This is a genomic window from Candidatus Poriferisodalis sp. (assembly GCF_965204195.1).
Lineage (GTDB): Bacteria > Actinomycetota > Acidimicrobiia > Acidimicrobiales > Poriferisodalaceae > Poriferisodalis.
In genome coordinates, this window is record NZ_OZ241975.1 from 1,976,113 (window position 1) to 2,001,695 (window position 25,583).

The following is a 25,583-nucleotide window of genomic DNA, read 5'->3' on the forward strand; positions in this document are numbered from 1 at the left end:
GCAGCGCTGCTGAATGCGGCACGCTGCGGGGCCGCGATCGACCCCCCGACGATAGCCTCTGCGATGAACCCCTGTGGCACCCCGAGGGGTGGAACTCATGGCGGGATGCTACCACACGCCCGGCAGAGTCTGCTTGATCTTCGGCGGCCAGCGTCTTCGGGCCTCAGCGCCCGGGCCGGCTCAGATGTCGACGTAGCTGCGCTTGGCGACTTCTTCGAGCATGACCTCAGTGGCGCCGCCGCCGATTGGCAGGAGGCGGGCGTCGCGGCACATCCGCTCGATGGTCGACTCACGCATGTAGCCGATGCCGCCATGGAACTGCATGCAGTCGTACATCACCTGATTCACGACCTCGGCACCGAACGCCTTGACCCCAGACATCTCTTTCGTCGCGTCGATGCCCTGCTCCTTGAGCCATGCAGCGTGATACATCGAAGCTCGCGCAGCGTCCACCTTGGCCTGATTCATCGCCATGCGCTGGCGGATGGCCCCGAGATCGTACAGCGTGCTGTCGAAGGCCTTGCGCTGCTGGGTGTACGCGTTGGTCAGATCGATAGCGACCTGCGCTGCGCCGATGCCCATCCCCACGATCACCATGCGCTCGTTCTGGAAGTTCTGCATGGCGGCGTAGAAGCCCCGGTGCACCTCGCCGAGCAGGTGATCGCTGCCCAGCCACACGTCGTGCAGCACGAGCTCGGCAGTGTCCGAACAGCGCCAGCCGTGCTTGTCGAGCTTGTTGGCCACCTCGAACCCGTCCGCGCTGGTCGGAACCAGGAACATGGAGATCCCGTAGCGGTCATCGGGGTTCGTGCGCGCTGCCAGTGCGACGACGTCGCCGTACACGGCACCGGTAATGAACGTCTTGGTGCCGTTGAGACGCCACCCGTCGCCGTCGGGCACCGCGGTCGTGCGCAATCCCGCCACATCGGACCCCGCGTCAGGCTCGGTGACGCCGATGCACATCATGGTGTCCCCGGACTGGATCGACGGCAGCCAGCGTTCGAGCTGCTCGTCAGTGCCTGCATTGAGCAGGTGCGGCAACGCCATGTCGGTGTGCACCAGGATGTTCGCCTCAAAGCCTGCGTAGGTGGAGGTGCCGAGCGCTTCAGCGAACGTCGCTGAGGCAAGAGGGCCGAGTCCGAGCCCGCCCCACCGCTCGGGCACGCGCAACGAGAACATCCCCAATTCGCCCATGCGCTTGTAGATCTCGCGGGGCACCTGGCCGTCTTCTTCCCAGGCATCGCCGACTGGTGTGACCTCATTGGCGATGAAGATGACCGTCTGGTCGTAAATCGCCTGCAGCTCGTCGGTCATGTAGACGTTGCGGTGGACGGTGTTGCTCACTGGATGCCTCCGGGAAGGGGGGGGGGGGGGGTTAAGCAGCCGGAGCTGAGCCTTGCTGCACCAGCTCGGCCAGCGGGTCGCCGCGGCGGAACCGTTCGAGCAGCACATCGGCATCGAACAGCACCCCGATGGGATTCTCCGCGAAAACCGGCCCGTTCATGAACTCGATGCACTCGGCCATCGTGGCGAAGTTCTCCACCTGGAACTCCACACCGTTGCCGTCGGGATCGGCGTAGTACATGGAGGTGGTCGGCCCGTGGTTGATGGTGCGCACCGGCAGGATGCCCTCCGCCCGCAGCCGCTCGTAGTGGTCCATGAGGTCGCCGAAGGTGCCCATGGTGTAGGCGATGTGCTCCAGCGTGCCGTTGCGCGACTCGTAGCGGCCGGGCTGGCCCCGGTTGACGAAGGCCATGCGGTGGTGCTCATCGTCGTAGGAGATGAAGCAGATGAACTCGTTCTCGTGGACGACCTGCGCACCCAGCACGGTGCACCACCAGTCGCGCACCGCCCCGATGTCGTCGGTGCGGAACACGCAATGAGCCATCTTGGTCGGCAGGCGGACTTGGGGAACGTTGGCTTGCAGCGCCATGACAACTCCTCGGGCAACCCCTCCGGGACAACCTCTCCGGTACGGCCGTCAGCGTCGAAGACGACCTCCCAGCCTCCACAGTACCGGGCGTGCCCCGATGTGCTCCGGGGCGATGGGCTGCGCTGGGGGGAGCCATGAGTCACGGTGCTGTGTGCGTGACAGAATCGGCGCTCGTGCAGCGGGTCATCGCATTGGATATGGAGGGCGTCTTGACACCCGAGATCTGGATTGCGGTGGCTGAGCGCACCGGCATTGACGAGCTGAGGCGCACGACCCGCGATGAGCCGGACTACGACGCGCTGATGCGGTACCGGATCGACGTGCTCAACACTCACAGCGTGTCGCTCGAGCAGATTCGCGAGGTGATCGCTGGGCTGCCCCTGCTCGAGGGAGCCCGGGAGTTCCTCGACGAGCTCCGGCAGCGCTGGGTTGTGGTGCTGCTGTCGGACACGTTCGAGCAATTCGACGACCATTTCCTGGAGTTGATGGGTTACCCGCACCTGCTCTGCCACCGTCTTGACGTGGCCGACGGATGCCTGGCGGGGTGGAGACGCCGTGTTGACGACGCCAAGCGGCGCGCTGTCGAGGCGTACCGCGCGCTGAATTACCACGTGACCGCCGTCGGCGACTCCTACAACGACCTCACGATGCTGAGGGCGGCCGACGCGGCGAGCCTGTTCCGATGTCCGGAGGCGGTGGCCGAAGCCAACCCGGACCTGCCGTCGGTGTCCACGTACGGCGAGCTGCTGCGCTGGATCGAGCGGGTGCAGGTGCCGACCACTCGCTGAGCCTCGGGTCCGAGCGGCCGGATACGCTGCGAGCCACATCTTCCTCACACCACGAGCAGGGACGGAGCAAGGCAATGGCGATTGAGGTCGGCGATCAGATTCCCGATGTGACACTGCGAGTACTGGACGAGGGCGGCATGCCCGCGCCGGTGCAGTCCAGCGAGATGCTGGGCAGCGGCAAGGTGGTGCTGTTCGCAGTACCGGGCGCATTCACCCCCGGGTGCAGCCATATCCACCTCCCGGGGTACATCGAAGGCGCGTCCGAGCTTGCCGGCAAGGGTGTCGACAAGGTCGTCTGCGTGTCGGTGAACGATGCGTGGACCATGAACGCCTGGGCGCAGGCCCAGGGCGCAGAGGGCATTGAGATGGCTGCCGACGGCAACGGCGAGTTCGCCGAGGCCATGGGCCTGGTCATGGACGGCTCCGGCTTCGGCCTGGGTTCTCGCTCCCAGCGCTACGCAGCGGTCATCGAGGACGGAACGGTGACCGTGCTCGAGGTCGAGCCCGCAGGCGGTGTCGACGTGTCGAGCTGCGCCTCGATCCTGGGCAAGCTCTGACCAGAGGCTGAGCCGAATGGCGAAGCCGTGGCCCGAGCGGCCCGTGAGCCCGTGTCTCATCGAATTCGGGAACAGGAGCGGGCGATAGCCGGTGACGCGCCGGCAGTTTCTTCCCGGCGCTCATGACAACCGGCACGCCGGGGACTGTCGACGTGGCGCGCGAGACCACATCGGCAGCGCACATCGGTTTCGATGTGGGAGGCACGAAGATCTTCGGCGTGGTCACTGACCACGCCGGTGCCGTGCAGCGGACCCTGCGCGAGCCCACGCCCGCAGGTGCGGCGCCGCTTCTGGATGCTCTGGCAGCCATGGCGGAACGCCTCGGGGCCGGATCGCGCCCGGCTTCGGTCGGCGTCGGGATGGCTGGTCTGATCACGCTGGACGGTCGTGTGACGGTCTCGCCCAACCTCGTCGATGTCGACGGCGCGGATGTCGGGTCGGGGCTCAGCGATCGGCTCGATATGTCGGTGTTCCTTGACAACGATGTGAACTGCGCCGCCCGGTGGGAGATGTCCGCAGGTGCTGCGCGTGGCGTCCGCAACGGTGTCATGGTGTCGTTGGGCACCGGCATCGGGGGAGCGTTCATGCTGAACGGCGAGGTGCTGCGAGGCTCAGGTGGGCTGGCGGGAGAGCCCGGGCACATGATCGTCGAGGCAGGAGGGCGCCTGTGCGCCTGCGGGCGCCGGGGATGCTGGGAGATGTACGCATCGGGCTCCGCGCTGGATCGGATGGCCGTCGAGCGACTCGGCGAGGGCATCAGCAGCCGGGCGGTCACTGCAGCAGCACGTGAGGGGAATGCTGCAGCACTCGACGTGCTGGACGAGTTCACGTACTGGCTGGCGCTGGGCATCTCGAATCTGTGCATCCTGACCGACCCCGAAATGGTGGTGATCGGCGGCGGGCTCAGCGAGGACTGGGATCTGTTGGCGCCATCCACCGACGAACATGTGACAGCGCTGCTCATCGGCCGGTCGGCCGAGTCCCGCCCCAGGATCGTGGCTTCCGAAGCAGGCGAGCTCTCTGCGGCGCTCGGCGCCGCATTGGGCGGCGCGCAGAGTCAGAGCGCCGCATTGGGCGGCGCGCAGAGTCACAGTGCCGCATTGGGCGGCGCCTTTAGTCGAGTGACGTGAGACCGCTGCGCACGGCCGTGCTGGCGTTGTTGACGGCAGCGGCTGGCCTGCTGCCCACGGTGGCGGCGGTGCGCATGAACTCGTCGGCTGATGATGCGACGGCGCATGCAGCCTCGCTCCGTACTCCCGTCTTGGTCTCCGCGTTGGATGAGCCTGTACTGGACGACGCAGGCGGGACCGGAGCAGCGATGTCGACGCTGCCGTTGCTTCGGGCTGAGCGCGCACCTGAGGCGCTGTGGCGAGCAGCACAGCAGCATCACATCGGCAACGAGATGACCGCGTTCAGTTCCGACTGGCCCCAGCCTCACTGCCTCGCCATCTGGATCGACGGCGTCGAGGTGTTCTCCAGCAATCCCGATCCGGTGATCCCCGCATCCGTACAGAAGCTCATCACTGCTGCAGCAGCGCTGGCAGTGGTCGATCCCGGTGAGGAACTGGTCACCAAGGTGCTGACCGACAGCGAGATCGCGGACGGCGTCCTCGACGGCACCGTTTGGGTTGTCGGCGGCGGCGATCCGCTGATCATGACCCAGTCCTATGCAGATTCTCATCGACGCCAGCCGCAGCTTCGCACCCCGATGGAGAGCCTGGCTGATGACCTCGTCGGGCTCGGCATCGAAACGCTGCGGGGCAACCTCATTGCCGACGAGTCTCGCTATGACACGACGCGATTTCCCGAGACGTGGCCGCAGCGATACATCACTCAGCTCAATAGTGGCCCGCTGTCGGCCCTGAACCTCAACGACGGCATCACGGGCTTCACAACAACGCTGTCAGCGGCTGAGCACCCAGCGCGCTGGTTCGTTTCCACACTGGCGGACCTGCTGCGAGTCCGAGGCGTTTCGGTGGATGTCGAGATCGACGTGTCAGCGGCGCCGAGCGGCATGAGCGAACTCGCCCGCCTCACGTCGCCCCCGCTGGTGGAGATCATCCAGCAGATGCTGCGCGAGAGCAACAACACCACCGCGGAGATGATGCTGCGCGAGATCGGTCTGCGCAGTGCGGGCGAGGGCTCGACGCCGGCTGGCGCCGGGGCCGCCGAGCGGATCGTGTCGGATCTGCTGCCCGATCAGTCTCGGCCCGCAGTAGTGGACGGTTCGGGGCTGGACCGCCAGAACATGGTGACGTGCAGCTTCCTCGCCGCGCTGCTGGATCACTACGGCCCTGAGAGTGCGTTCGCGGCAGGGTTGCCGGTAGCGGCCCGCACGGGAACGCTCTCACACCGGTTCGCCGAACATCCCGCAGCGGGCCGGCTCCATGCCAAGACCGGCCTGCTCACCGGTGTGAACGCTCTCGCAGGGTTCATTGAGACCGACAGCGGGACGGTGACGTTCGCACAGATGCTGAACGGCGTGCCGCCTGAGGGCCGCGTCGGCCTGGAACTGCAGGAGTCCTTGGCCGGACAGCTCCTGCGGTACCCAGTGGGAGACGCCGCCGCCCTGCGAGGATTGACCCGTGCCCCTGCCTGATCAGGATCCCGAGCGTGCTGGGTCCGATGTCGCACGCGAGCGTGCGATGTTCCCTCTCGGATCGCCGCTGCTGCCTGGCGCTGTGCTGCCACTGCATATCTTCGAACCTCGCTACCGGGCGCTTGCCCGGCGGTGCACCAGCAACGATGACCCGTTCGGCGTCGTGATGATTGAGCGCGGCAGCGAGGTCGGCGGCGGCGATGTGCGCGCAGACGTCGGTTGCTTGGCCAACATTGCGCAGCACCAAGAACTGCCCGACGGACGTTGGGTGATGCTGGCCACCGGCGATCGGCGGATCAGGATTCTCGAGTGGCTCGCCGACGACCCCTACCCCCGGGCCCTGGCCTGCGATTGGCCCGACGATCCTGCAGAGGTGCCCGCCCAGGAGCGCAAGGCGACCGTGGCCCGACTGCGCCGCCTGCGCGCTCGGGCGTCTGAGATCGGAGCGCTGGGCGTGACAGCGGCCGAGTCGGCTGCCATCGACGATCAGCTCGCAAAACTTGCCGCGGAGCCCGCTGAGGCATCAGCGTGGTCGTTCCAGCTCGCGTCGCTCGTGCCGGCTGGCCCGTTCGACCGCCACAGCCTGCTGTGCGCCCCCGATCCCGCCAGCCGAATGGATGTCATCGGGGAGATCCTCGACGGCGTGGAAGAACTGCTAGGCGAACGGTAGCGTCGCCATGACTGTGCCTCGACGAGACTCCGGCCTGCGCGCCGAGATTTCCGAATTGGTCGGCATGCTGCGGTCCTACATCGTCCAAGAGGCGGTAGGCCCGCTGCGCGGGCTGGGCAGGTATGTGCTGTTCGGGCTCACCGGCGCCATCGGAGTGAGCCTGGGAGTGGTTCTCGGGGCGCTGGGGGTGGTGCGCGTCCTGCAGGCTGAGACGGACCTCTTCAATGCGAACTGGTCATTCGTCCCTCATGTGGCTGGCGCCGTGTTTCTGCTAATGGCGATTGCGCTGCTGGTCCGCGCTATCCGGCCGAAACACACGGATGCCGCTGCGCCGGAACCGGCCGCACTACGGCCAGACGAGAATGCGGCAGGGGACGGCGATGGCTGACAGCAACTGGGGTACCGGGGCAGGATCGAGCACAGACGGTCAGCGCATCACACCATCGGACATCTCCGATCGCGTGCGACAGCTCATCGGCGGAGCGGGTGACGCAGCCGAGCAGGTGTCCAGCGCCGCTGTGGCGGTAGCTGCCGCTGTCGGTACCGGCCTCGTGTTGGCCGCATTCCTGTTCGGCCGTCGCAGGGGTCGTCGACGCAGCACGCTCGTCGAAATCGTCCGGGTATAGGAGGCCGCGCAGATGTGTGAGCCTTCTTGTTGTCGTACCTGTTATCTCCCGCTCTTGTTCGCTGCCGCTCACGGGCCGCTCGGGCCACGGCTTCGCCTATCGGCTCAGCCTCCGAGAGGCTGAGCCTGATGGCGAAGCGGCTGAGGCGCATGCCGGCCCGAGCTACCGATGCAATGTGGCGACAGGCTCGGGCCGGCAATGGGATATGGCTGGCCGCGGCGATCATGGCGAGCGGGCTGCGGTTGCTTGTTCGATGGTCCAAGCGCGAGCGCGAAGTGGTCTACCGCGGCGAGTTGGCACCCGGCGAACAGCTCATGATCCGTCACGTGCCTCCGGACGACGAAGGCGGCAGTTCGGCGGCGGAGGGGGCGTGAGGCAACCTGACGAGCTGGAGGACGGCGAGTTGCAATCCGGCGAAACAGTGCTGATGGTCGACAGTCGACAGCGTCGGTACCTCGTGGCGCTGCGCGCTGGCGGTGAGTTTCACACCCATGCCGGAGTCGTGCCGCACGACCAGATCATCGGCTCGCCCGAAGGCTCGGAGTTCCGCAGTGGTTCGGGTGCCCGCTTCGTGGCGGTACGCCCGACGCTCGCTGATCAGGTACTCAAGATGCCGCGAGGCGCGCAAGTGATCTATCCGAAGGATCTCGGTGCGATCTGGATGCTGGCCGACGTTCGAGCCGGCATGTCTGTCTTCGAAACCGGCGTGGGCTCAGGTGCCTTGTCGGCAACGCTGCTCCGCTGCGGCGCCTTTGTGACCGGCTACGAACTGCGGGAGGACTTTGCCGAGCGAGCCGTCCAGAACGTCGAGAGCATCGCCGGCGCCGAAGCGCTGCATCGCTATGACGTCCAGCTCCGCGATGCCTACGAATCAGTCGATCCGCCCCGCAGCAATCCCTCACAGATCAATGCAGAAACCGGGGCTGCCGGTGGGATGAGTTCTTCGGGGTGCCGGTACGACCGGGCCGTACTCGACATCCCCGAGCCTTGGCGCGTCGCGGTGCATTTGCCCGAACGGCTGCGTCGCGGCGGGATCCTCGTGGCGTATAACCCTTCGGTGACGCAGGTGCAGCAACTGCGCCGCACGCTGGACGACGGACCGTGGGCCCTCATCGAGACCATCGAGGTCATGCACCGGAGCTGGCACGTCAAGGGGGCATCCGTGCGGCCCGATCACCGCATGGTTGCCCACACCGGTTTCCTGACGCACGCCCGCTTGATCGAGGCGTGACACGGGCTTGCGCAGCCCGCGCAGCCGCATTGCGGCGGCATCGAGCGCGACCAGTCCGATGGCCGGCGCTGCGGGCGGCACGATTGCTCGGCGCTGTGTTGCTGGTCGGTGCGGTGGTCGCCTGTGGAGCCGATCCCGACGATTCCGGCAGGGGAAGGTTGCCCGTCGCCAGCGTCGTCTCGATCCCGAGCGCCGACGGTCCAGTCTGGTTGGGTGCACCGCCTGTATCTGTGGCGGTTGATGACGGAGTGCTGGCCGGCGTCGTCGCGGTGCATGCGTTCGGCTGCGGACCGGTGTCCCATGGCTCGGCCTTCGCCGTCGCGCCGGGACTGCTGGTCGGCGCGGCCCATGTGGTTGCCGGATCATCGAGTGTCGAGATTGCATGGAACGCAGGCGGCGGCGATGGGCTCGTCACCTCGCCGGCGGACATTGTCGGGTTCGACCCGGCACGAGACCTCGTCTTGCTGCGTTCCGATGCTGCTGTGTCGCCGTTGCGAATCGAACGCGTGCGTTTCGGCGGCACCGGAGCAGTGCTCGGCTACCTGCAGGGAGAGCAACTCGAAGTGTCGCCGGCGCGCATCGAGCATCTGGTGCGGGCATCGGGGCTATGGGGCGACGGAATCGGGCGAAACGTGTATCTCCTTGCGGCCGATGTCCAAAAGGGCCAGTCCGGCGGACCGTTGGTCGACCGGGGTGGCGTTGTCGGTGTGGCGTTCGCTGCCGCGACTGGACCCGACGACGTCGGCTATGCGCTCAGCCGCGGCGAACTGCTGGGCTTCCTCGCCTCGTCGGGAGTCGACGTGGGGTTTGACTATCGCGGCGATGCAGCGGTCCATGCACAGCCGGCGAGTCTCAGCGTGACTGCCAACGGCGACTGCCGCCTCGGATGACGAGAGATCAGAAGCTCACGCTTCGATCTGTGCCTGTCGCTTCACCGAGGCTTACGCCTCGATCTGTGCTTGTCGCTTTATTGAAGCTCACGCTTCAATCTGTGCTTGTCGCTTCATCTCGGCCTACGCCTCGATCTGTGCCTGTCGCTTTATTGAAGCTCACGCTTCAATAAAGATGCACTCCCCGGGGCACTCTTCGGCGGACTCGATCACGGCGTCGAGCTGCGAGTCGGGAAACTCTGCGAGTCCCTCGACACCGCCCGGTTCGGAGAAGATCTTGTCGCCTTCCTTCACGTATGCAAGCCCGTCGTCGAGAAGCGTGAAGACATCGGGTGCGATCTCTTCGCAGAGCCCGTCACCGGTGCACAGATCCTGATCGATCCAGACCTTCATCGTGTAACGACCCTTCCTGTGGGGCGGCCCGAAGGGGGGAACCGAGCCACCTATGAAATCTACCGAGTCGGCGCGCGTCCTGCACGGCACTCATCGGCCCCGGCCTAGCGGCCGGACTGGCAAGCGGGTAGGCGTCGCGTCTTGCCAGCAGTGTCAGGGTAGTGTCGGCCGCGCATGGACCAGGGCGACGAGGAGACTCAGCGCAGCAGCGCAGCAGATGCGGGCGTGCTCCGCAGCCGCATGCGCACGCTCGAGGAAGAGGTCGCGCTGCTCCGTCGAAAGCTGGCCGACACGCCGGCGCGGATCAGCACGCTCGAAGAACGCCTGCTTGAGGCGAAGGGTCAGCTGTCGGCTGCGGTCTCGCAGAACGAGAAGCTGACCTACACACTGCGCGAGGCGCGAGAGCACATCGCGGCTCTGCGTGAAGAGGTCGACAAGCTGACCCAGCCGCCGTCGGCCTACGGCACGTTCCTGTCCCGCAATGACGACGGCACGGCGGATGTGCACGCCAGCGGGCGCAAGATGCGCGTGGCCCTGCACCCCGACTTGGCGGAGACCGAGCTGGTCGAGGGCAGCGAGGTGGTGCTGAACGAGTCGTTCAACATCGTGCTCGCCCGTGGGCCTGAGACGTCGGGTGAGGTGGTGACGCTGAACGAGGTGCTCGCCGACGGCTTCCGTGCGCTGGTCACGGGTCGGGCCGACGAGGAACGCATCGTGGAGCTCGCAGGCGACCTGCGCGACGAGCCGCTGCGGTCGGGTGACAACCTGCTGCTCGATGTGCGCTCCAACATCGTGCTCGAGCGCCTGCCACGACCCGAAGTGGACGATCTGCTGCTCGAAGAAGTGCCGGATGTCACCTATGAAGACATCGGCGGGCTGGACACTCAGATCGAGCTCATCACCGATGCAGTAGAGCTGCCGTACCTGCATCAGGACCTGTTCCGCACCTACGACCTTCCGGCCCCGAAAGGCATCCTGCTCTACGGACCGCCCGGGTGCGGCAAGACGCTGATCGCGAAGGCGGTCGCCAACTCGCTGGCAGCCAAGGTGGGAGAGGTTTCCGGCCAGCAGGGCGCACGCAGCTTCTTCATCAACATCAAGGGTCCCGAGCTGCTCAACAAGTACGTGGGCGAGACCGAGCGTCAGATCCGGCGCATATTCGAGCGGGCCAGAGAGAAGGCATCCGAGGGCTGGCCGGTGATCGTCTTCTTCGACGAGATGGAATCGCTGTTCCGCACGCGTGGCAGCGGCATCAGCTCCGACATGGAGTCGACGGTCGTGCCGCAGCTGCTCGCGGAGATCGACGGCGTCGAGGGTCTGCGCAACGTGATCGTGATCGGTGCCTCCAACCGGGAAGATCTCATCGACCCGGCGATCCTGCGTCCCGGCCGCCTCGACGTGAAGATCAAGATCAACCGGCCCGACGAGCAGGCGGCCCTGTCGATCTTCAGCACCTACCTCACGCCGACGCTGCCGATCGACCCGATGGAAGTCGCCGACCTGGGCGGCGGCGATCCCCACAAGGCCGTCCGGATCATGATCGAGCGGACCGTCGACGAGATGTACCGCCCCGACGACCTCAACCGCTTCCTCGAGGTCACCTACCAGAACGGCGACAAAGAAGTCATGTACTTCAAGGACTTCGCGTCGGGGGCCATGATCGAGAACATCGTGCGCCGGGCCAAGAAGAACGCCATCAAGCGGTCGCTTGCCACCGGCAGCAACGGCATCCGGTTGGACGACCTCATGGGCTCGATTCGCCAAGAGTTCCGTGAGCACGAAGACCTGCCCAACACGACGAATCCCGACGACTGGGCGAAGATTTCCGGCAAGAAGGGCGAGCGGATCGTGTTCATCCGGACGCTCGTCGATCCCGACGAGAGCGATGCGCTCGGCGGCAGAGCCATCGAACGGGTGCAGACCAGCCAGTACCTGTAGAGCACTGCACGGCCAACGGGCACCAGGTGCTGCTCTGCGGGGTTCGCGGCCCTGAGGGCTAGGGTCTCGCGCGGTGGCGGTTCACAAGGTCGTTGGCATCGAGACTGAGTTCGGCATCATCCATCGCTGCAGCGGCGACTCCAATCCCGTGGCGGCGTCGTCGATGATCATCAACGCCTACGTCAACGGCTTCCTGTGCCAGCGCGTCAGCTGGGACTTCGAAGACGAGCAACCCGGGGCTGACGCGAGGGGATTCAACGAGTTCGACGCGCTAGCGCCCGAGATCGAAACGCACCTGGTCAACGCCGTGCTGACCAACGGCGCCCGCTACTACGTCGACCACGCGCACCCTGAGCTGTCGACTCCCGAGTGCTCGGACGCGCGCCAATGCGTCGTGTACGACCGGGCAGCGGAGGAGATCCTGATCCGGTCGATGCAGGCCGCAAACAATCTCCTGCCGGACGACGAAGAACTGGTCATCCACAAGAACAACAGCGACGGCAAGGGCAACAGCTACGGCTGCCACGAGAACTACCTGCTGGACCGCGATGTGCCCTTTGGCAGGGTGGTGACGCACATCCTGCCGTTCTTCGTGACCCGCCAGATCTTCTGCGGCGCCGGCAAGCTGGGCGTCGAAGTCCCCATGGACGACCGCTCTCCGGCACCGTTCGGGGACCGGCCGTTCCAGATCAGCCAGCGAGCCGACTTCTTCGAGGAGGAAGTCGGGCTAGAGACCACGCTCAAGCGGCCGATCGTCAACACCCGCGACGAGCCGCACGCCGACACGCGCAAGTACCGGCGCCTGCACGTCATCATCGGCGACGCCAACATGAGCGAGCTCCAGACGTATCTCAAGGTGGGCACGACCTCGCTGGTCCTGGCGATGATCGACGACGACTTCGTGCCTGAGCCCCTGACGCCTCTCGTGCCGGTGGCGGCGCTGCGCCAGGTGAGTTTCGACACCGCCCTGTCGGGGCTGATCGAACTGGTCGACGGCCGTCGCATGCGAGCCATCGAGCTCCAGTGGGAGTACCTGGACATGGCCCGGAAGTATGCGCAGAGCCATGGTCTGGACCCCGTGGGCGGCGACGACATCGGCAATGACATCCTGGACCGCTGGGAAGCCATGCTCACTGGGCTGGAAGCGGATCCGATGAGCCTCGCCTCGCAGTTGGACTGGGTGGCGAAGCTGCGCCTGTACGAGGCTTTCGCCGAGCGGCACAGCCTCGACTGGGATGATCCGAAGCTCGCCGCTCTCGACCTGCAGTACCACGACCTGCGGCCGTCCAAATCGCTGGCCCGACGCGTCGGACTTGAACGGGTCACCACCGACGAAGAAGTGGACGAGGCGGTCTCGGTGCCGCCGCCGACGACACGTGCCTACTTCCGGGGTCGTTGCCTCGACAAGTTCGGGGACGAGATCGTGGCCGCCAACTGGGATTCGATGGTGTTCGACATCGGAACCGATCCGCTGCGTCGCGTGCCGATGCTCGAACCGCTGCGAGGAACCCGCGCGCACGTGGGTAGCTTGTTGGACGAGTGCCGGGACGCAGCCGAGTTGCTGCGCCGGCTGGGCAATTAGCCGCCAGGTTCAGACTCGAACGCAGGCGGCAATCGGAACTCTCACGCATTCGAGACCCAAGCAATCGACACCGGAGGAGGCCCGAGATGGCAGAACGCGAGCAGATGCGACGGTCGGCTCCGAGGGAAACCGAGAGTCCCGCACCGCAGGACACCTCGTCTGAGGGGGCGACCGAACTGAAAGCCGAACTCGACGACCTGCTCGACGAGATCGACGATGTGCTCGAAACCAATGCCGAGGAGTTCGTGAAGAACTACGTGCAGAAGGGCGGCGAGTGACCCCCATGCCCTTCTTCGCCCCAGGCGACGACCCGGGGGCGAGCTTCCTCGAACTGCTGCGGCGCACGGGCAGCGAGCCATTTGCTGGGTTCGCGCAGGTTCCTGCCGCTGAGGGGGGCTTCGGCTCCCTTGAGAGTTCTCACGCCACCACCGTGCTGGCCGTGCGCAGCTCCGGCGGGGTAGTCGTGGCCGGCGACCGGCGGGCAACCAGCGGCAACCTCATCAGTCACCGCGACATGCGCAAGGTCTTCCCAGCCGATTCCTATTCGGCGGTGGCCATTGCCGGTGCCGCCGGCCCGGCCGTTCAGATGGTTCGCCTCTTCCAGCTGCAGCTCGAGTACTACGAGAAGATCGAAGGCAAGCCGCTGAGCCTGGAGGGCAAGGCGAATCAGCTGGCCGAAATGCTGCGCGCGCACCTGCCCCAGGCGATGCGCGGCCTCCCGGTGGTGCCCATCTTCGCCGGATTCGACCCCGCCGACGGGCGAGGCAGGCTCTTCCAGTACGACGTGACCGGTGGCCGCTACGAAGAGCAGGACTACGCCACGGCCGGCTCGGGCAGCCTGCACGCGGGCACGGTCCTGAAGCTCGGCTTCCGCGGCGACTTGAGCGAGCCGGAGGCACTGGCGCTCAGCGTGCAGGCGCTGTGGCATGCGGCCGACGAGGACAGCGCCACCGGCGGTCCCGATCCAGTACGAGGCATCTACCCGGTGCTCGCAGCCATTGGCAGCGACGGCTTCCGGCAGCTCAGCGACATCGAGTCAGGGGAAGTTTTCGCTGCGCTGCAAGCTGAACTCTCGGGCGGCAGCAGCGGGGGAGCGGCCCGGTCCGATTCAGCCAGCGGCGATCCCAGTTCCACCGGAGGCAGCCGCAGCGAGGTGCCGCGATGAGCATGCCCGGGATGTACGTCAGTCCCGAACAGCTCATGCAAGACCGGGCGGACTATGCCCGCAAGGGAATCGCACGGGGCCGCTCGCTGGTGACACTGGAATACGGCGGCGGCATTGCCTTGGTGGCAGAAAATGCCAGCGCAACGCTGCGCAAGGTGTCGGAGATCTACGACCGGATCGCCTTCGGCGGCGTCGGCCGTTACATCGAGTTCGACCAGCTGCGCATCGCTGGTGTCCGCCACGCCGAGCTGAAGGGCTACCAGTACTCGCGTTCAGACGTGGAAGCTCGCAGCCTCGCCAACCAGTACGCGCAGATGCTCGGGCAGTTCTTCACCCATGAGCTCAAGCCGCTGGAAGTCGAGATTGTGGTGGTGGAGGTGGGAATCGGCGACGACGCCAACCAGCTCTACCGGATCCAGTACGACGGGACCGTCATGGACGAGGAGGCGTACTGCTGCATCGGCGGCGATGCCGACGCGGTGCGCGAGCGGGTGGCCGAGGGCTACGACCCTGAGCTCGATGCCGGCGCCGCCATCCGGCTGGCTCGTGCAGCGCTCGCAGGACCTGAGCGTGAGATCGCTGCACCGGATCTCGAGGTGGCCTTGCTCGAGTCGAACTTCGAAGATGCGACCCACCGCCGCCGCTGCTTCCGGCGTCTCGAGGATGAAGAGGTGGCGGTCGCCCTCGGCGACGACGGCTCCGATCAGGAAGATTCCTAGATCGGAAGTCAGAGGCGAAGCCGTGGCCCGAGCGGCCCGTGAGCGCAGCGAACAAGAGCGGGAAACAAGGGGTTCGCCATTGCGAGGGTTCCTTCATCGGCGCACGTCATAAGGTGAGCGCCGTGCAGCGGCGCATCATGGGTGTCGAGAACGAGTACGGCGTCACGTGCACGCTGCGGGGACAACGGCGCCTCAGCCCCGACGAGGTGGCGCGCTACCTGTTCCGCCGGGTGGTCTCGTGGGGCCGATCCAGCAATGTGTTCTTGGCAAACGGGGCGCGCCTGTATCTCGATGTCGGCAGCCATCCCGAGTACGCCACGCCTGAGTGCGATTCCGTCTATGACGTGGTGTGCCACGACCGTGCAGGCGAGCGCATCCTCGAACAGCTCGTCGCCAGCGCCACCGAACGACTGGCGGAGGAGGCGTTCAACGGCACGATCTTCCTGTTCAAGAACAACACCGACTCGGCCGGCAACAGTTACGGGTGCCACGAGAACTACCTGACCAGCCGCGCCGACGACTTCTCGAACTATGCCGAGGTGCTGATCCCGTTTCTCGTGACCCGGCAGATCTACGCCGGCGCGGGCAAGGTGCTGAACACGGCCAAGGGTGCCCGGTATTGCATCACTCAGCGAGCGGAGCACATCTGGGAGAGCGTGTCGAGTGCAACCACCCGCAGCCGTCCGATCATCAACACCCGCGACGAGCCGCACGCCGATGCCGAGCGCTTCCGGCGCCTGCACGTCATCGTCGGCGACTCGAACATGAGCGAGTACACGTCATTCCTCAAGATCGGTGCGGCTGCGCTGATGCTGCGCATGCTCGAGGATCCCGCCGTGGTGCTGCGGGACATGACGCTGGAGAACCCGATCCGGGCGATCCGCGAGATCAGCCACGACATCACCTGCAGACGCAAGGTGCGCCTGGCCAACGGGCGTGAAGTGAGCGCGTTCGACATCCAGTCGGAGTACCTGGAAAGAGCCCTGCGATTTGCGGAGACGAACGATCTCACCGATGAGGAGACGCGCGCTCTGCAGATGTGGGAGCACGTCATGACGGCGATCGGTGACGACCCTCTGCAGCTCGACCGCGAAGTGGACTGGGTCATCAAGCACAAGCTGCTCAGAAGCTATGCCGACCGCGCCGGGGTCGGATTCGACGACCCTCACATTGCACTGCTGGATCTGCAGTACCACCACGTTCATTCGACACGGGGTGTGTTCTATGTGATGCAGCGGCGCGGCTTGGTCGAGCGCGTCTTGGACGACGCCGATGTGCGTCGCGCTACCGAGGAGGCGCCCCAGACGACGAGAGCACGGCTGCGCGGGGCATTCGTTCGCGAGGCCAAGGCACGGCGCCGCGACTACACCGTGGACTGGGTGCATCTGAAGCTCAACGACCAAGCTCAGCGAACGGTGCTGTGCAAGGACCCGTTCCGCTCTCACGACGAGCGTGTCGACAAGTTGATCGAGTCGCTGTGATGCGCACGGCGGTCCGTTTGCGCCGGCGCTCAGCTGGCTGAGGCGGCAGATGCCGCGCTTTGCGCGCCTGCGAGCCACCGAGGTGCGTGATGTGCGGCCCGGGCTGGCTCGCATGACCCTGTCCGACGGCAGCGAGGCGTACGCGCTCACGGGTCTGTGCGGCCCGGTCAAAGCCGGCGACGAGCTGCTCGTGAACGCGGCCGCAGTGGAACTCGGCCTTGGCACCGGCGGGGCACATGTGGTGCACACGAACCTCTCTTCGCCATTCGGGGGCATCGGGGGGTCAGGGCGCGTGATGAAGGCTCGCTATCTCGCTGAGCAGGTGCCCGTCGATGCGTTCGAGGAAGCGCTCGACGAGGCTGGAGCAGATCGCCCCGCCCTCGCAGAGACCGCGCCCAGCGACGCTGAACTTCATGAGGCCGCGCTGGAGGACCCCGCAATGGCGCTGCCGTCGCTGGCGGGCATGCGGGTGGTGTTGTGCGTGCTGCACAGCCACGCGCTGGCACTTGCCGCAGCGGTCCGCGATGCCACCGGCACGGCGCCGGGTTACGTCATGACTGACGGCGGAGCGTTGCCGTTCGTGCTCAGCGATCTCGCTGCAGTGTGCTTGGAGCGGGGGGTGATCGCGACGGCGGTCAGTACTGGGCAGGCTTTTGGGGCTCCCATCGAGGCGGTCACCGTCGCTTCCGGCGTGACCGCACTGGCCCAGCGGGACATTGAGCAGGTCGTCATCGCACCAGGGCCGGGACACGTCGGCACCGCGAGCCCGTTGGGCTTCTCAGCACTGGATCTCGTCGGCCACGCGGCCGTGCTGGACGCGCTTGGAGCAGCGACAGCGCTGGCTGCACGCGCATCGTCGGTCGACGAGCGCGCACGGCACCGCGGCGTGAGCCATCACACTCGGGCGATGGCAGCGCTGGGCCCCGCCCGAACGGTCGTGCCAGTCCCGGTGGGACCAGCGACTGGCGAGGCTGCCTGGATCGAGGCCCTAGGCAAGCAGGCAGTCGGCATGACGCCGCTTGCGGTCGCTGATGCACTCGCGCGCTGCGGCTTGAGCCTTACGTCCATGGGCCGTCCGCTGGCAGAAGACCGGCGTGCATGCGCTTGGCTGGGAGCAGCGGCGGCTTGGCTGGCGGCGTCGGCATGACCATTCCCGGAGACAACGGGCACGAATCCGATCCCGCTCTCGAGTGTTCACCAGCCGGAGCCGGGGAGACCGATTCGGGCGGCGAACAGCCAGTGAACGGGGGCATCCAGGGGCCTGCCGACGGGAACCGTTCCGACAACCGGCCGCTAGGCCGCCGCCCGCCGCGTGTCCGACAGGCCATGAGCCGGCGCACTCGCAGCCTGCTGTCGTGGGCGTGGGTGCTGCTGGCCGCAGTGACGCTGGCTCTGCTGATGCGGACGTTTCTCATCGCTGCCTTCTACATCCCGTCCGAGTCGATGGAGCCCGTGCTCGAGGTCGGGGATCGACTGCTGGTCTCCAAGCTCAGCTACCGCATCGGGGATCCCGAACCCGGCGACGTCGTCGTGTTCCGAACCCCGCCCTCGATGCAGCCGGCTCAAACCGCAGAACTCATCAAGCGAGTCGTCGCCGTCGGCGGCCAGCAGGTTGAAGCGGCGAACGGCCGGCTCATCATCGATGGGACGCCGGTGGACGAGGAGTACCTGTCGACCGAGGTGTACACCCGTGACTTTGGCCCAGTGCTAGTGCCTGCCGGGCACGTATTCGTCATGGGCGACAACCGCCGCTCGAGCCAGGACAGCCGTGTCTTCGGTGCCATCCCGGAGAGCGAGATCGTCGGAAGGGCGTTTGCGCGCTTCTGGCCGCCCACGCGGCTCGGCGGCTTGTAGATCGCCAGCGCCGTGATCGGTGCCGGTCGCGGTCAGGCGGGCTGCGTTTCGCAGATGTCGCCTGCAGGGGCTGATCCCTCCGGTGTCTTCGATGATGCGAGGCCAGCAAGCAAGCGGTCCACGTGATCGCCGTACAGACCGTCGAGGCCCATGTCACGCAATGCCGTCGTGAGGCGGGTGTGCTGCACGTCCCACCCGAAGCAGAGCCGCTCGAATCGGTGGAAAAGAGCCGCGAGACCGCCTGTCCAGTCCTTGGCGGGGAGGTTGACTGCGTCGATGCCGGCGCTGGCCATAGCGGCAGCGCGACGCTCGGGGCCCTCCTTCATGCGTCGTACCCGGGTCGAATCGACGATGTGGGCAGAAGTGCGGCCGCGCAGGTCGACCAGGAAATCCCAGTCGCCTTGGCATAGCCACAGGCGATCCTCCGCACCGGCGGCACGGGCAGCGGAGATCACGGAGTCTGCCGCCGCAGGATCTTTGAGATCGACTGACAGCTCGAAGTCGGTGCCGCACGCTTGGTACATGTCGGCGAGCGTGGGAATGCCGTCGCCGATTCGTTCACGCTGCAACGAGCTGAAGGGCCGCCGAACGCCGCGGTGCCAGACGACGCCGTCATGATCCAGCATGGGATGGCCGTCCTGGCTCAGCCAGACGTCGGTCTCGAGGCCGGTTGCTCCCATATCCAGGGCCAGGGTGAACGTGTCGAGGGAATTGTCGGGGCCGTGGGCTCGCCCGCCACGGTGAGCGAACGCGATCGGAGGCGTGCGCAGTGACGGCAATGGCTGCGGGGGCACACCTCTATCGTGCCACTTGTGCCAGCGATATGGCTGCTGCCCATCGTTGCCTTCGGCGTGCTCGCCGTGGTCAGCATCGTCATGATCCGACGGCTCGCGATCGAGCTGCGGGCGACGGCACAGAGCCTGGCGTCCATCGCGGAAGCAGCAGCGGCGGTGCGTGCCGACGTGGTGCGGGCGCGTGCCGCAATCGACAGCCTGGACGTGCCGTCGCTACGCCAAGCCACCGCCGAGCGGGCGCTCGGCCTGGCCGTCCGGTGGGCTGCTCGCCGGGTGCTGCCCTTCTGAGAGGCCAGCGAGCGCTGCACACAAGTTTACCGGTGCGCTCGCGGCGCAGAACCGCTGCGCGGGGCCGGGGTTCTACCATCGAGCCGTGAGCCTGCAGCCCAACGAGGTGCTGATCATCGTGCTCGTGGCGCTGATCGTGCTCGGCCCCAAGCGGCTGCCGGGCGCCATCCGGGGCATCGGCCGCGCCTTCCGGCAGGTGCGCGACTTCTCGACCACCGTCCGCCAGGAAATGGATGCCACGATCTCGCCGCCGATAGTCGAACCCGCATCGCCGCCCGCCCGCCCGCCCGCGTCAGCTGATTCGGAGGCTGAGCTGGAAGGCGCCGACACCCAGACCAAGCAGCCGAACGTTGCAGCGGAACAGCCGGAGGGTGACCAAGCCGAGATCAAGCAGCCTGATGCTGCGGGACCAGCCGGCGATGACGTGACCCGAGACGGCGCTGCGTGAGACTCCGATGGCGCCGCCGGCCACGGCCGGAGGTGATGGGGTTCTGGGACCACGTCGCCGAGCTGCGGAACCGGCTCATCTGGAGCATCGTGGCCATCGGGCTCGGCATGGTCGTCGGCCTGATCGTCTACGACTGGCTGCTCAGCGAGGTGTTCCTGCCGCCGTACTGCAATGTGCTTGAAGCTCAGGAGATCGATCGCCCGTGCAGCTTGGTTATCACCGCACCGCTGGAGGGTTTCCGTACCCGCATCAAGGTGTCGGCGTACCTGGGCGTGGTGCTGGCCATGCCGGTGCTGCTGTGGCACCTGTGGAGGTTCATCACACCGGCGCTGGATCGCCGGGAGAAGCGGTGGGCGATCCCGTTCGTAATCGCGGGGTTCGTGCTGTTCTCAGCCGGAGCGCTCCTGGCGTACTTCACCTTCGAACGGGCGCTGGACTTCCTGATCGCCGTCAGCGGCGACGCCGTCGACCCGCTGCTCGGACCCGGTGCCTACCTCGGCCTGGTGACGTTCATGATGCTGGCCTTCGGCATCGGGTTCGAGTTCCCGATCGTGCTGATCTTCGCCCAGCTCGCCGGCATCGTCGAGCCGCGGCAGCTGAATCGAGCCCGCCGCTATGCCATCGTCGGCATCGTCGCCGGCGCGGCGATCATCACGCCGTCTGGGGACCCGATCACGCTGGCGGCGCTGTCGGTGCCGCTGTACGTGTTCTACGAGCTGTCGATCCTGGTCGGCTACCTGATACTCCGCCGCCGCAGCGGCGAACTCCCGCTGCGGCGCCGATTCCGCCGGTCGCCGGAGGAAAGCGACCAGGGTGCCGCTGCGTCCGGACCCACGTCGTGACCTCGAGCGGGCCCCTAGTGCCACCGCTGTTCGCGGATCTCCTGACTGCGCGGGGCATCTCGCCAGACGGCTTTCAAGCTGAGGCGTTCGCGGCGCTGGATCGGGGCGACTCGGTGCTCGTCGCTGCGCCGACATCGTCGGGCAAGACGCTCGTTGCGGGGTACGGGATCGCGGCGACACTCGAAGCCGGCAAGCGAGCGGCCTACACGGCGCCAACCAAGGCGCTGTCGAACCAGAAGCTGCGCGAGCTGCGCTCCTGGCTGGGATCCGAACGGGTAGGCCTGCTCACCGGCGACAACGTCATCTGCCCTGATGCCGACGTGGTGGTCATGACCACCGAAGTGCTGCGCAACATGATGTACGCCGGTTCACCGCACATCGCCCAGTTCGGCATGGCCGTGCTGGATGAGGTCCACTACCTGCAGGATCCCTACCGGGGAGCGGTTTGGGAAGAAGTCATCATCAGCACGCCGCGGCATATGCGGCTGGTGTGCTTGTCGGCCACGGTCAGCAATACCCACGAGCTCGCGTCATGGGTCGAAGCCACTGCAGGCGGGTGCACAGCGGTGGTGTGCTCGCAGCGGCCGGTGCCCCTGGAGGATCGCTTCCTGCTCTATGAGCGGCACAGCCGCCGCTTGGTGGATCTGCCGACACTGCGAGACGGCCGCCCGAATCCTGAGATCGAACGGATGGTCGAGGGGGCACGTTCCCGATCCGGCGGCCAGCGCCGGCATCGCCGGGCGGGTGCGCGACCGGCTCGTCCGCGCCGCTCGGAGATCGTCGAGCATCTGGCCGCCAGCGCCAGGCTGCCGGCGATCGTGTTCGTGTTCTCCCGTCAGGGTTGCGACGACGCTGCCCGGACGCTCGTCGCTGAGGGGGCGGCGTTCCTGGATGCCGCACAGCAGCACCGGGTACGGCAGATCGCGGCGGCACACACGGCGGATCTCGAAGAGGGTGATCTGGACGCTCTGGGCTACGACGAGTGGCTGGAGCAGCTCACGGCGGGTGTTGCGGCTCACCACGCAGGCCTGATACCGGCCTTCAAGGAGGCCATCGAAGAGTGCTTCTCCGCGGGGCTGCTGGCGGTGGTGTTCGCAACGGAGACGCTGGCGGTGGGCGTGAACATGCCTGCTCGCTCGGTGGTGATCGAGCAGCTCAGCCGATTCCGTGGGGAGGGCTTCGCGTTGCTGACACCAGGCGAGTACACCCAGCTCACCGGCCGCGCGGGCCGCCGCGGCATCGACGAGACGGGCTATGCATACACGCTGTGGCATCCGCAGACGGCGTTTGACGAGACGGCCCGCCTGGTCGCGAGCGGCGACTTCGAGCTGGAGTCCTCGTTCCGGCCGACGTACAACATGGTTGCGAACCTCATCGCCAGCCGCACGCACGACGAGGCAGTCGAGCTGTTGCAGCGGTCGTTCGCCCAGTGGCGGGCTGATCGCCGCGTCGGCCAGTGGACTGGAGAGCTTGAGGCGGAGCGCAAGGCGCTGCGCGAGGCCCGGGCACGGCTGCGGTCGATGGGCGGGGGCCGCGGCCGCTCGCAGTCGCACGCACCGGCGCGCGGGAGGTCATCGCGCTCGGGCCGGCACCGGCGCGGCCGGCCCGCCGACCGCCGCACGGACCGGGCGCTCCTCGATGCGGAGCGTCACGCCGAGCGTGTGGGAGCACGGGTGAGCCGTCTGAAGGATCGGATCAAGCTCGCCAAGGGAGGGCTGGCCCGCCAGCTCGACGCCACCAACGAGGTGCTGAACACCTTCGGCTGCGCCGACGGTTGGTCACTGACCGCGACCGGTGACTGCCTGAAGTCGGTGTTCCATGAGTGCGACCTGCTGACGGTGCTGTGCTTGCGCGACGGCGTTTTCGACGGTGTGGCGCCCGCTCAACTCGCCGGCTTGGTGTCGGTGCTGACCTACGAACATCGCAGCAGCCAGCCGCCGCCGGTGCCTCGCTATCCCGACAAAGACTCGCATGAGCGGGCAGCGCACATGTTCGAACTGGCATCGCAGATCAACAGCGCTGAGCGACAGCACAGCGTGGTGCCGTCGCGCCCACCCGACGCATCGTTCTTCGCGGTTGCCTATGCCTGGGCCGGAGGGACGGCATACACCGACCTGTGGCGCGGCGACGCAGGAGGCGACCAGACGCCCTCCGGAGGCGACTTCGTTCGCCAGATGCGCCAGCTCATCGATCTCGTCGACCGGATTGCAGGCGTGGCCCCTTTGGAGAGCACGCGGCGCACTGCGGCCGACGCCTGCGTGGCACTTGACCGCGGCGTCGTCGCTGCGGCAGCCCGGGTCTCCGACGGCCGGGTGGGAGCATCCGTCGCCGCGGCGCCGGGAGACGGTTTCGTGTCGCTGCCGGTGGTGACGCGTACCCGCAGGCTCTCGTGACCGTTCGGCGCAACCAGCCGTGGGGGACCGCCGCAATGCTGCCCGATGGGGCACCCGTCGCCGACAGCAATGCCGAATTGCGCCGGTTGATCACCTGCCAGCGCTCCGGCGACGCACCAGCGTCGCGGATCGGCGTGGTCGGCGGCGACCTGTGGGAGGTGGTGGGCCGGCCAGCAGGCGGTGCGGATCGCTTGCGTTCCGAGCGCGCGCGAACAGCCTCGATCGACCTCATCGAGGTGACGGCTGATGGCGAGACGCACTGGGCCTGCGTCGGGGCTGTCGCGCGCAACTCGTGGTGGAGCGGCTCCGTTGTGGCCGCCATGAGCGCCGAATCGCTCGGGGCCTGGCGCTTGGCGCCCGCAGCCCATCCCAACGACGGGCGACTGCACGTGCTCAGCACTGGCCTGGATCAGCCGGCGCTCAGCGTGACCCAGCGGGCGCTGGCCCGCCGGCGGCTGCGGTCGGGAGCTCATGTGCCGCATCCGGCCATCGCCGTGCGGCGCGTGGAGCGCTGGGAGCATCGGTTCGATCGGCCGCTCGGCCTCTGGCTCGACGGCGAACGGGTCGGCAGATGCCGCGAGCTGATCATCGCCATCCAGCCCGACGCCGCGCTGATCGTGTTCTGATCTGCCGGTGCTCTGCTCAGCTTCTGACATCTGCTTGCTGCCGGTCCCCAAGATGTCGCCGTGTGGGCCATACCATCGGCGCAGTGTCTCCGCCGACCCGACCTGCCGGTGATCCGGTGATCCACTACGCCGCCGAAACGTTCACGCCTGCCGAGCAGGACATCCTGCGGCGCTATGTCACGAACCTGCGCCAGCCCGTGTTCGCGCTCGTGAATCTGCCTGAAGTGGTGAAGGGGGCACTGTTCGCCCGCTACTCCCGGACGCACAAGAGCCTGCGCAGGCTGCTGCTGGACGAATTCGTGGACGATCTCGACATCTCCGGCGATGAGAGCATCGACGCCACGGTCGGCGTCGCCCGGGCCGAGCAGCTCTACCAGCGCGTGTTCGTGGAGTACGGCGACGACTCGGTGGCGCAGCTCGGGGCCGTGCACTTGGCCTGCGAGCAGGCATCCAACCTGCTTACCAAGGTTCTTGAACGAGGGCGGCTGATGTCGTACCTCGAGCAGTCCACCCGCTATCTCGCCTACGACGAGCGCGTTCAGGGCCGCTACCGGTACCACCGGCCACCAGAGGTGATGGGCTCGCAAGCGGGGACGCGATTCGTCGGCGACGTGGACCGCATGTTCGACGCCTACGGTGACATGGTCCGCCGGATGACGACGTGGCTGACCGAGCATCCCGATGCGGCGGTCAGTACTGCCAAGGGCAGTGACCTGGCCCGGCGGCGTGCCATCCGGGCGCAGGCATTCGACGCCTCCCGGGGGCTGTTGCCGGCGGCCAGCCTGTCCAATGTCGGCATCTTCGGCAGCGGGCAGGCCTATGAAGCGCTCCTGCTGCGGATGCGGGCGCACCCGCTGCCCGAGGCACGCAGCTACGCCCAGATGATGCTGACCGAGTTGCGCAAAGTCATCCCCTCGTTCCTGCGGCGCGTGGACCAGCCCGACCGGGGCATCGTGTGGTCGGACTACCTCGAGGCCAACCGGGTTGCGATGTCCGAATTCGCCGCGGACCTGTTTGCCGAGGACGAGCCCGAGCCGGTGCCCGAGGTCCAGCTGACCGATTGGGATCCCACCGGCGAGGACAAGATGCTGGCGGCCATGCTGTACCCCTACACGTCGCTGGGAGAACCGCAGATCGCTGCTCGAGTGGCCCAGATGACTGAGGCCGAGCGCATGGAACTGGTGCAGCGATACTGCGGCGAGCGGACGAACCGGCGCCACCGACCGGGCCGGGCGCTGGAGCGCATCGACTACCGCTTCGACGTGCTCGCCGACTACGGCAGCTTCCGCGACCTGCAGCGCCACCGCCTGCTCACTATCGAATGGCAGCCGCTGAGCCCACAGCACGGGTACTCCGTGCCGACGCTCGTGGATGCGGCCGGCGGGGGAGAGGCCTACGACGAGGTGATGGAGCTGTCAGCCGAGTTGTACGACACGCTCGCAGAAGCAGTCGGAACTCTCGAGGCGTCCTACGCCGTGTCGATGGCCTACCGCGTGCGCTACAGCATGCAGTTCAACGTCCGTGAGGCCATGCACATGATCGAGCTGCGATCACAACCTCAGGGCCACGAGGACTACCGGCGGGTCGTGACCGAGATGTATCGCCAGATTGCCGAGACCGCAGGGCACCGGGCGGTGGCTGCGATGTTGACGCACGTAGATCTGTCTGAGGGCATTCTGGGGCGCTTGGGCGCCGAGGAAGCCACGGCGCGACGGCAATCTGCCGAACCTGCCTGACGGTCGAGCCCCGGGGATCTCGCCTGATGG

Annotated in this window: 28 protein-coding genes; 24 read left to right on the forward strand and 4 right to left on the reverse strand. The window is 66.9% G+C overall.

Features of this window, described 5'->3' with window-relative positions:
* Nucleotides 1–180: 180 nt before the first annotated feature.
* Nucleotides 181–1,344 (reverse strand): acyl-CoA dehydrogenase family protein, encoded by a 1,164-nt coding sequence (locus ACOGI8_RS08715; protein WP_419853410.1) that lies wholly within the window; start codon nucleotides 1,342–1,344, stop codon nucleotides 181–183.
* 31 nt (nucleotides 1,345–1,375) lie between these two features.
* Entirely contained in the window at nucleotides 1,376–1,933 is a 558-nt protein-coding gene (locus ACOGI8_RS08720; protein WP_419853411.1) for a VOC family protein, read from the reverse strand.
* A gap of 155 nt (nucleotides 1,934–2,088) precedes the next feature.
* On the opposite strand from ACOGI8_RS08720, the gene thrH reads away from it, so the two are divergent.
* From thrH to ACOGI8_RS08770, 10 genes are all read left to right on the forward strand, one after another.
* Nucleotides 2,089–2,721, forward strand: coding sequence for a bifunctional phosphoserine phosphatase/homoserine phosphotransferase ThrH (gene thrH / locus ACOGI8_RS08725; RefSeq protein WP_419853412.1), 633 nt, complete (start codon nucleotides 2,089–2,091; stop codon nucleotides 2,719–2,721).
* Nucleotides 2,722–2,795: 74 nt separating this feature from the next.
* Nucleotides 2,796–3,278 (forward strand): peroxiredoxin, encoded by a 483-nt coding sequence (locus ACOGI8_RS08730; RefSeq protein ID WP_419853413.1) that lies wholly within the window; start codon nucleotides 2,796–2,798, stop codon nucleotides 3,276–3,278.
* Nucleotides 3,279–3,400: 122 nt separating this feature from the next.
* Nucleotides 3,401–4,408 (forward strand): ROK family protein, encoded by a 1,008-nt coding sequence (locus ACOGI8_RS08735; RefSeq protein ID WP_419853414.1) that lies wholly within the window; start codon nucleotides 3,401–3,403, stop codon nucleotides 4,406–4,408.
* On the forward strand, nucleotides 4,405–5,877 hold the full coding sequence (gene dacB / locus ACOGI8_RS08740; RefSeq protein ID WP_419853415.1) for a D-alanyl-D-alanine carboxypeptidase/D-alanyl-D-alanine-endopeptidase: 1,473 nt from the start codon (nucleotides 4,405–4,407) through the stop codon (nucleotides 5,875–5,877). The genes ACOGI8_RS08735 and dacB overlap by 4 nt, the downstream gene beginning before the upstream one ends.
* Nucleotides 5,864–6,547 carry an LON peptidase substrate-binding domain-containing protein gene (locus tag ACOGI8_RS08745; protein WP_419853416.1) on the forward strand — a complete coding sequence of 228 codons (684 nt, stop codon included), beginning with the start codon at nucleotides 5,864–5,866 and terminating at the stop codon, nucleotides 6,545–6,547. Before dacB ends, ACOGI8_RS08745 begins: the two co-directional genes overlap by 14 nt.
* 7 nt (nucleotides 6,548–6,554) lie before the next feature.
* Nucleotides 6,555–6,935 (forward strand): hypothetical protein, encoded by a 381-nt coding sequence (locus tag ACOGI8_RS08750; protein ID WP_419853417.1) that lies wholly within the window; start codon nucleotides 6,555–6,557, stop codon nucleotides 6,933–6,935.
* A complete protein-coding gene (locus ACOGI8_RS08755) occupies nucleotides 6,928–7,173 on the forward strand; it encodes a hypothetical protein (RefSeq protein ID WP_419853418.1) in 246 nt (81 codons plus the stop codon). Before ACOGI8_RS08750 ends, ACOGI8_RS08755 begins: the two co-directional genes overlap by 8 nt.
* 128 nt (nucleotides 7,174–7,301) lie before the next feature.
* Nucleotides 7,302–7,547: a hypothetical protein gene (locus ACOGI8_RS08760; RefSeq protein ID WP_419853419.1), complete on the forward strand. Its 246-nt coding sequence runs from the start codon at nucleotides 7,302–7,304 to the stop codon at nucleotides 7,545–7,547.
* Entirely contained in the window at nucleotides 7,544–8,404 is an 861-nt protein-coding gene (locus ACOGI8_RS08765) for a tRNA (adenine-N1)-methyltransferase (protein WP_419853420.1), read from the forward strand. Before ACOGI8_RS08760 ends, ACOGI8_RS08765 begins: the two co-directional genes overlap by 4 nt.
* Nucleotides 8,405–8,634: 230 nt before the next feature.
* The gene (locus ACOGI8_RS08770; protein ID WP_419853421.1) at nucleotides 8,635–9,294 is read left to right on the forward strand and encodes a S1 family peptidase; all 660 of its coding nucleotides are present in this window, start codon (nucleotides 8,635–8,637) and stop codon (nucleotides 9,292–9,294) included.
* Between the two features lie 159 nt (nucleotides 9,295–9,453).
* Here ACOGI8_RS08770 and ACOGI8_RS08775 read toward each other — a convergent pair whose 3' ends face one another.
* The gene (locus tag ACOGI8_RS08775; RefSeq protein ID WP_419853422.1) at nucleotides 9,454–9,687 is read right to left on the reverse strand and encodes a ferredoxin; all 234 of its coding nucleotides are present in this window, start codon (nucleotides 9,685–9,687) and stop codon (nucleotides 9,454–9,456) included.
* A gap of 174 nt (nucleotides 9,688–9,861) precedes the next feature.
* On the opposite strand from ACOGI8_RS08775, the gene arc reads away from it, so the two are divergent.
* The 8 genes from arc to lepB all read left to right on the forward strand — a co-directional run bounded on the left by arc (nucleotide 9,862) and on the right by lepB (nucleotide 18,426).
* On the forward strand, nucleotides 9,862–11,625 hold the full coding sequence (gene arc / locus ACOGI8_RS08780; RefSeq protein ID WP_419853423.1) for a proteasome ATPase: 1,764 nt from the start codon (nucleotides 9,862–9,864) through the stop codon (nucleotides 11,623–11,625).
* A 73-nt stretch (nucleotides 11,626–11,698) separates the two neighbouring features.
* Nucleotides 11,699–13,207, forward strand: a complete 1,509-nt coding sequence (dop, locus tag ACOGI8_RS08785; RefSeq protein WP_419853424.1) for a depupylase/deamidase Dop — start codon at nucleotides 11,699–11,701, stop codon at nucleotides 13,205–13,207.
* 86 nt (nucleotides 13,208–13,293) lie between these two features.
* A complete protein-coding gene (locus ACOGI8_RS08790; RefSeq protein WP_419853425.1) occupies nucleotides 13,294–13,485 on the forward strand; it encodes a ubiquitin-like protein Pup in 192 nt (63 codons plus the stop codon).
* Between the two features lie 5 nt (nucleotides 13,486–13,490).
* On the forward strand, nucleotides 13,491–14,372 hold the full coding sequence (gene prcB, locus ACOGI8_RS08795; RefSeq protein WP_419856387.1) for a proteasome subunit beta: 882 nt from the start codon (nucleotides 13,491–13,493) through the stop codon (nucleotides 14,370–14,372).
* On the forward strand, nucleotides 14,369–15,091 hold the full coding sequence (gene prcA / locus ACOGI8_RS08800) for a proteasome subunit alpha (RefSeq protein WP_419853426.1): 723 nt from the start codon (nucleotides 14,369–14,371) through the stop codon (nucleotides 15,089–15,091). Before prcB ends, prcA begins: the two co-directional genes overlap by 4 nt.
* Before the next feature lie 122 nt (nucleotides 15,092–15,213).
* Entirely contained in the window at nucleotides 15,214–16,572 is a 1,359-nt protein-coding gene (gene pafA / locus ACOGI8_RS08805) for a Pup--protein ligase (RefSeq protein ID WP_419853427.1), read from the forward strand.
* 49 nt (nucleotides 16,573–16,621) lie between these two features.
* Complete coding sequence (locus ACOGI8_RS08810) at nucleotides 16,622–17,719, forward strand: DUF3866 family protein (RefSeq protein WP_419853428.1); 1,098 nt, start codon at nucleotides 16,622–16,624, stop codon at nucleotides 17,717–17,719.
* 179 nt (nucleotides 17,720–17,898) lie between these two features.
* Nucleotides 17,899–18,426, forward strand: coding sequence for a signal peptidase I (gene lepB, locus ACOGI8_RS08815; protein ID WP_419853429.1), 528 nt, complete (start codon nucleotides 17,899–17,901; stop codon nucleotides 18,424–18,426).
* A gap of 32 nt (nucleotides 18,427–18,458) precedes the next feature.
* On the opposite strand, the gene ACOGI8_RS08820 is transcribed toward lepB, so the two are convergent.
* Entirely contained in the window at nucleotides 18,459–19,220 is a 762-nt protein-coding gene (locus tag ACOGI8_RS08820) for a glycerophosphodiester phosphodiesterase (RefSeq protein WP_419853430.1), read from the reverse strand.
* Nucleotides 19,221–19,238: 18 nt separating this feature from the next.
* Here ACOGI8_RS08820 and ACOGI8_RS08825 point away from each other — a divergent pair, with 18 nt between their 5' ends.
* The 6 genes from ACOGI8_RS08825 (at nucleotide 19,239) to ACOGI8_RS08850 (ending at nucleotide 25,553) form a co-directional block, all read left to right on the forward strand.
* Nucleotides 19,239–19,508, forward strand: a complete 270-nt coding sequence (locus tag ACOGI8_RS08825; protein WP_419853431.1) for a hypothetical protein — start codon at nucleotides 19,239–19,241, stop codon at nucleotides 19,506–19,508.
* Between the two features lie 85 nt (nucleotides 19,509–19,593).
* Nucleotides 19,594–19,956 carry a twin-arginine translocase TatA/TatE family subunit gene (locus tag ACOGI8_RS08830; protein WP_419853432.1) on the forward strand — a complete coding sequence of 121 codons (363 nt, stop codon included), beginning with the start codon at nucleotides 19,594–19,596 and terminating at the stop codon, nucleotides 19,954–19,956.
* Nucleotides 19,953–20,798 (forward strand): twin-arginine translocase subunit TatC, encoded by an 846-nt coding sequence (gene tatC, locus ACOGI8_RS08835; RefSeq protein ID WP_419853433.1) that lies wholly within the window; start codon nucleotides 19,953–19,955, stop codon nucleotides 20,796–20,798. Before ACOGI8_RS08830 ends, tatC begins: the two co-directional genes overlap by 4 nt.
* Before the next feature lie 17 nt (nucleotides 20,799–20,815).
* Complete coding sequence (locus tag ACOGI8_RS08840) at nucleotides 20,816–23,191, forward strand: DEAD/DEAH box helicase (protein WP_419853434.1); 2,376 nt, start codon at nucleotides 20,816–20,818, stop codon at nucleotides 23,189–23,191.
* Nucleotides 23,188–23,817: a hypothetical protein gene (locus ACOGI8_RS08845; protein ID WP_419853435.1), complete on the forward strand. Its 630-nt coding sequence runs from the start codon at nucleotides 23,188–23,190 to the stop codon at nucleotides 23,815–23,817. Before ACOGI8_RS08840 ends, ACOGI8_RS08845 begins: the two co-directional genes overlap by 4 nt.
* Nucleotides 23,818–23,900: 83 nt before the next feature.
* The gene (locus ACOGI8_RS08850; protein WP_419853436.1) at nucleotides 23,901–25,553 is read left to right on the forward strand and encodes an FAD-dependent thymidylate synthase; all 1,653 of its coding nucleotides are present in this window, start codon (nucleotides 23,901–23,903) and stop codon (nucleotides 25,551–25,553) included.
* Nucleotides 25,554–25,583 lie beyond the last annotated feature (30 nt).

Excerpts from the sequence above, each read along its gene's own strand:
- ACOGI8_RS08720 (WP_419853411.1), bottom strand. The coding sequence starts at position 1,933 with ATGGCGCTGCAAGCCAACGTTCCCCAAGTCCGCCTGCCGACCAAGATG.
- ACOGI8_RS08730 (WP_419853413.1), top strand. The coding sequence starts at position 2,796 with ATGGCGATTGAGGTCGGCGATCAGATTCCCGATGTGACACTGCGAGTA.
- ACOGI8_RS08735 (WP_419853414.1), top strand. The coding sequence starts at position 3,401 with ATGACAACCGGCACGCCGGGGACTGTCGACGTGGCGCGCGAGACCACA.
- ACOGI8_RS08750 (WP_419853417.1), top strand. The coding sequence starts at position 6,555 with ATGACTGTGCCTCGACGAGACTCCGGCCTGCGCGCCGAGATTTCCGAA.
- ACOGI8_RS08755 (WP_419853418.1), top strand. The coding sequence starts at position 6,928 with ATGGCTGACAGCAACTGGGGTACCGGGGCAGGATCGAGCACAGACGGT.
- ACOGI8_RS08760 (WP_419853419.1), top strand. The coding sequence starts at position 7,302 with ATGGCGAAGCGGCTGAGGCGCATGCCGGCCCGAGCTACCGATGCAATG.
- ACOGI8_RS08775 (WP_419853422.1), bottom strand. The coding sequence starts at position 9,687 with ATGAAGGTCTGGATCGATCAGGATCTGTGCACCGGTGACGGGCTCTGC.
- arc (WP_419853423.1), top strand. The coding sequence starts at position 9,862 with ATGGACCAGGGCGACGAGGAGACTCAGCGCAGCAGCGCAGCAGATGCG.
- ACOGI8_RS08790 (WP_419853425.1), top strand. The coding sequence starts at position 13,294 with ATGGCAGAACGCGAGCAGATGCGACGGTCGGCTCCGAGGGAAACCGAG.
- prcB (WP_419856387.1), top strand. The coding sequence starts at position 13,491 with ATGCCCTTCTTCGCCCCAGGCGACGACCCGGGGGCGAGCTTCCTCGAA.
- prcA (WP_419853426.1), top strand. The coding sequence starts at position 14,369 with ATGAGCATGCCCGGGATGTACGTCAGTCCCGAACAGCTCATGCAAGAC.
- ACOGI8_RS08810 (WP_419853428.1), top strand. The coding sequence starts at position 16,622 with ATGCCGCGCTTTGCGCGCCTGCGAGCCACCGAGGTGCGTGATGTGCGG.
- lepB (WP_419853429.1), top strand. The coding sequence starts at position 17,899 with ATGAGCCGGCGCACTCGCAGCCTGCTGTCGTGGGCGTGGGTGCTGCTG.